This window comes from Xenorhabdus miraniensis (genome assembly GCF_002632615.1).
The window spans coordinates 1-4,288 of sequence record NZ_NITZ01000060.1; the positions used below are offsets into that span (position 1 = coordinate 1).

Annotated in this window: 4 protein-coding genes and 3 pseudogenes; 6 read left to right on the plus strand and 1 reads right to left on the minus strand. The window is 40.9% G+C overall.

Going from position 1 to position 4,288, the window contains the following annotated elements:
* Both Xmir_RS21885 and Xmir_RS21890 read left to right on the plus strand, forming a co-directional pair.
* Positions 1-280, plus strand: a pseudogene (locus Xmir_RS21885) (hypothetical protein); the annotation flags it as partial.
* A 55-nt stretch (positions 281-335) separates the two neighbouring features.
* Positions 336-1,172: a hypothetical protein gene (locus Xmir_RS21890; protein WP_099116083.1), complete on the plus strand. Its 837-nt coding sequence runs from the start codon at positions 336-338 to the stop codon at positions 1,170-1,172.
* A 567-nt stretch (positions 1,173-1,739) separates the two neighbouring features.
* On the opposite strand, the gene Xmir_RS27745 is transcribed toward Xmir_RS21890, so the two are convergent.
* Positions 1,740-1,991 (minus strand): hypothetical protein, encoded by a 252-nt coding sequence (locus tag Xmir_RS27745; protein ID WP_145956948.1) that lies wholly within the window; start codon positions 1,989-1,991, stop codon positions 1,740-1,742.
* Between the two features lie 95 nt (positions 1,992-2,086).
* Here Xmir_RS27745 and Xmir_RS21895 point away from each other — a divergent pair, with 95 nt between their 5' ends.
* The 4 genes and pseudogenes from Xmir_RS21895 to Xmir_RS21910 all read left to right on the plus strand — a co-directional run.
* Entirely contained in the window at positions 2,087-2,956 is an 870-nt protein-coding gene (locus Xmir_RS21895) for an integrase domain-containing protein (RefSeq protein ID WP_099116084.1), read from the plus strand.
* Between the two features lie 259 nt (positions 2,957-3,215).
* The gene (locus Xmir_RS21900; RefSeq protein WP_099116085.1) at positions 3,216-3,485 is read left to right on the plus strand and encodes a helix-turn-helix domain-containing protein; all 270 of its coding nucleotides are present in this window, start codon (positions 3,216-3,218) and stop codon (positions 3,483-3,485) included.
* A 251-nt stretch (positions 3,486-3,736) separates the two neighbouring features.
* Positions 3,737-3,955 (plus strand): annotated as a pseudogene (locus Xmir_RS21905) (IS1-like element transposase); the annotation flags it as partial.
* Positions 3,956-4,168: 213 nt separating this feature from the next.
* Positions 4,169-4,288: pseudogene (locus Xmir_RS21910) on the plus strand (IS110 family transposase); the annotation flags it as partial.

Below are 4,288 nucleotides of genomic sequence, written 5' to 3' on the forward strand. Positions count from 1 at the left end.
TATTAATGGCTATTTTGATGCTTCGGCACAAATTGCAGCTAAAGTACTAGTAGCATTGGAATCTACAGAAAAAAGTATGGAGCTTGTGCTTTATCATGAGGGGATTCAAGCATCAGCAAGTGTAAAATATGGGGCAGGTATTAAAGCAAAGAAAAATGGTAATGGGGAATGGGAAAACACTGGAGAATTAAAGCATGAAGATAAACCTATTGAAAAAGATTGGGTATTTCAAAAACCACTACCAAAAGAAAAATCTCCTTACAGGATTTCTTTGGGGTAGCGTTTTACTTTCCGTATTAATAATCACGACAAATATAGCATCAGGAAAGACAAATATGGAGCATAAATATTTAGTCTCATTCAATACTCAGCGTAGCTTATGCGTTTTGAAAATAAACGAGATGGTAATGCTAGAGAATACCTCCTCACGAACAGGAACAGAATCTAGTGGTTATAATATATCAGCTTTTTTGGAGAATGGTCCTAATACGATTAAATTATTAATGGGACGTAAATCATTTGACAGAGATACAGAGAAATTTCATAAAGAATCATGGTGTGAAGCAACAATAAGGAGAGTTACTTCTCATGGTGATCAAGGAGAAATTATCAGTAATATAAAGTTAACTGTGGATGAACATGGAAACGTAATCACTAAAAATTCAATAAATCAAAATGAAAAATTTGATTACGCAAATATGTCAACAAAAAAAGGAGAAAAAAACTTATTTTCGGCTCAAAAAACTTTTTCAGTAAATGGGCTACCAAACTGGATGTGGACAAAAGCTACACCCGTTACTGAGAATGATTTACCCTCTATAAAAGCAACCTATCAGGAAATCAGCAATACTTTTGCTCATCGTGATCTAGATAAAATATGGAAAATGAGCCAGTCAGCATGGGAAGAATGGGCTATAGCTGACAATAGTAGTGCTAAAATATTTTTTGATTCTATGGATTTTGACGAAAACGTAAAAGATGAGTTTGTTATTACAGACCCTGATTGGAATAGTTATAAATTAGTTAGCTATAAAAATGGTCGTTTATTCCGGTTGGAAAGTGGTGTGCTAGGATCTTCTCCTATCATTTTTCATAATAAGGAAAATAATGAAGATACTACTTACAACCCTTACCTGTCCGTTATCAATGGTAAAATCGTTATCGCAAGATAATTAACTTAATTTGGCTAATTGATTATTAATAATTCATATTAGCCAAATTTAATTAATAATATTAATGTATTGCATAGATCTACATACTAAGCCCCCTTATTGCCATGACCTAAAAAATCAGCTAATCTAAACTGGTATAAAACGCTTTTTAGCGACAATAAAAAACTCCCGGAGCCTGAAAGGGAGTGCAAGAATTGCGGTACATCTGCCCACCTTTGGAAGCAGATATTGCCAAGACACCTAAACCCTCGTCTGGCAATGAAGGTCTCTTAAACTAATAGATAGCCCAAAAGGATATCTTTATCTGGTTACCTAAGTGTATTGAACGTGGATTCATACACTGGTGTTTCAAATCAACATAAATCCTATTTATCTTCAATGAACAACAGGATAGCTTTTGCGTATCTGTTCATACTTTTATCTATCCCTGTTTAAATTATTCAACAGTCAATTTTTCTACAGCTAATCCATCAACATGACTACCGTTTGACATTTAACCTTACGGCATTTTGCTATGCCTGATGGTACTTCAACGTTCGCACGATTTTTGTTGATTGTTTACAGAACTCAAGGCGTCACTTTTTGCGGATTTACCGCTGAAAGTGACGCCGCAGCCAAAGAACAATCGAATCCTGACAGGCTCACGCCTGCTTCACCCCGCAGTGAATCTGACACTGCATTTTTAGATTGAAAAAGGAGAACTTGACGATATCGAGGCTGGCTTTTTTGCCGGTAGGGATGACCTGTTAATACAGGCGGCAGTACTGCGTACTCAACCGATACCCCGCAATACCTCAACCTGCGTTCACTCTGGCGCACAGATATTCGTCAAGGGCAAAACCGGTGCTTTCTGTTTTGCCGCCCTGACGCGCGCCAGAGATCGCATATCGTTAGGTATCAATAGGGAAAATGAGATGAGTCGATTGATTAAAGAGTTAAAGTTTTTTGCCCGACAAGGTGGCGGTAGTCACAAAACCTGCCATGATCGCATTCGGATCGCCGGGCGTTTGGGCGCGTTGTTATTGAGCCTGAATATTCAGGTGAAAAGCCTTAGTCATTTGAAGACTAAGCATGTGGAACAGTACGTTGATACTCGTTTATCTCAGGGGATTGCCAAACGAACAGTACAAAATGAAATGTCCGCGTTGCGTAATATCTTCCGCATGGCAGGCCGGGAAAAACTGGAAACCTCACCGCGTTTGAGCAATCAGGCATTGGGATTAAGCGGCACCAGCCGTGCCGGAACGAAACAGGCGATCCCTGATATTACGTTTCAGGTTGTTTATCAGAAAGCGCTTGAACGTGATGTTGGATTTGCCGTCACCTTGAAACTTGCCCGCTTGCTGGGATTACGTTCTCAGGAAGCCGTACAATGCAGTGCTTCACTGAAAAGCTGGCGAAAACAGTTAGAGCAACCAGAGCCGAAACTGCATATTGTCTTCGGTACAAAAGGCGGCCGACCAAGACAAACCCGCGTATTGGATGTTGCAGCAGTAAAAGAAGCTGTCGAGCAAGCCATTGTTGTTGCAGAACAACGTGGTGGCAGGTTGATTGATAAACCAGACCTCAAACAGGCCATGAACTACTGGCGGGCACACGCCACAAGGATTGGGTTAACCGGTTGCCATTCTCCCCATAGTTTGCGCTATGCATGGGCACAGGATGCCCTGAATTTTTACCAACAAAATGGTTTTAGCCGTCAGGAAGCACGAGCACTGGTTTCAATGGATTTAGGGCATGGTGATGGTCGTGGGCGTTACGTTGAACGGGTTTATAGCCGTTAAACTTAGTCGTTCAGTTATTGAGTCCGATAAAACAATCAGTTAAAGTATTTCCGCCATTGGCAAAATCCGATGGTCAAGGTTTAGCAGCCTTGTGTAACTATACACTGGTAGGAAGTTTCTACCAGTGCGTCTGCTATCACCCTTTCAATGGTGGTTCAGGCAGGGGAGGCTTCGGCCTCGCTGGTCATAGTTACCCAGTCTGCTAACCCTGCCTTGAATCACCACCATCAATGATTAATTAATGGAAGGGGTAGCAGGAATGAATAATAACGTTAGAAATGACTGGCATCAGGCCGACATTATTGCTGCATTACGTAAACGGGGTACAACCTTAGCGGCAATCTCCCGTGAGGCGGGACTCGGTTCATCAACACTAGCAAACGCATTCAGCAGACCGTGGCCGAAAGGTGAATGGGTTATCGCAAATTACCTTGGCATCCATCCCTCTGAGATCTGGCCCAGCCGTTATTTCGATGCTTATACTGGAGAATTATTAGAAAGGAAAGCCCGCTCTAAGCCACAGGAATAACCCGCTGTAATTTGTGATCGATGTCGTAAAAATGATAAATTTTAATATGAAGCCCTGAGCATGAAATGGCAGCCAAATTTGACCATTTTTAACCCTCACGGCTTTTTTGCTTTAAGGTGATTGAAAAACGTACAATTAATAATTTAAATAATTAAAATCAGTCAGATATGAAAGGAAAAGTAAGCGAAAAAATCTGGGGGCATTAAAAGGGGCATAAAATAAAATATAGATAATATTCCCTTTATATTCAATTGATTATATTGATTTCCGATTCCCGATACTGCGGCCAAACAGAACCAGTACGTAAACACGGAACAGGTAAAACGGGTTTTCCGCGCTATTATTGCAAAGACTGCCAAAAAACCTTTCAACTTAACTATCGTTACAATGGTCATAAGCCCGGCATGAAAGAAAAAGTGATTGATATGGCGATGAATGGTTCTGGTGTCAGGGATACCGGTCGTGTTTTAGGCATCGGTATCAACACGGTTATATGAACTTTAAAAACTCTCACCAAAGCAGGTAACATCAAGGCAGGAGGAATGTAATGAACGCATCCCATTCACTTAGCCTTTGGCATTGTGCTGGAATTGAGAGGTGAGGTGTGGATCCTCTCCGATTTCCGGCCTTATAGTGCCTAAAAGTGGGAGCCTGTTGCTCCCTGATGACGGGAGGATCCACCTATGAAATATACTCCTTTTGGCGTCGATATTGCAAAACATCTGATGCAAATTCATTTTGTAGATGAATATACCGGGGAAGTCATTGATAAACAGCTACGCCGTGATGATTTTTTAACGTTC

What these genes read in the sequence shown, in the direction of transcription:
- Xmir_RS21890 (WP_099116083.1), top strand. Translation starts at nt 336, where the DNA reads ATGGAGCATAAATATTTAGTCTCATTCAATACTCAGCGTAGCTTATGC.
- Xmir_RS21895 (WP_099116084.1), top strand. Translation starts at nt 2,087, where the DNA reads ATGAGTCGATTGATTAAAGAGTTAAAGTTTTTTGCCCGACAAGGTGGC.
- Xmir_RS21900 (WP_099116085.1), top strand. Translation starts at nt 3,216, where the DNA reads ATGAATAATAACGTTAGAAATGACTGGCATCAGGCCGACATTATTGCT.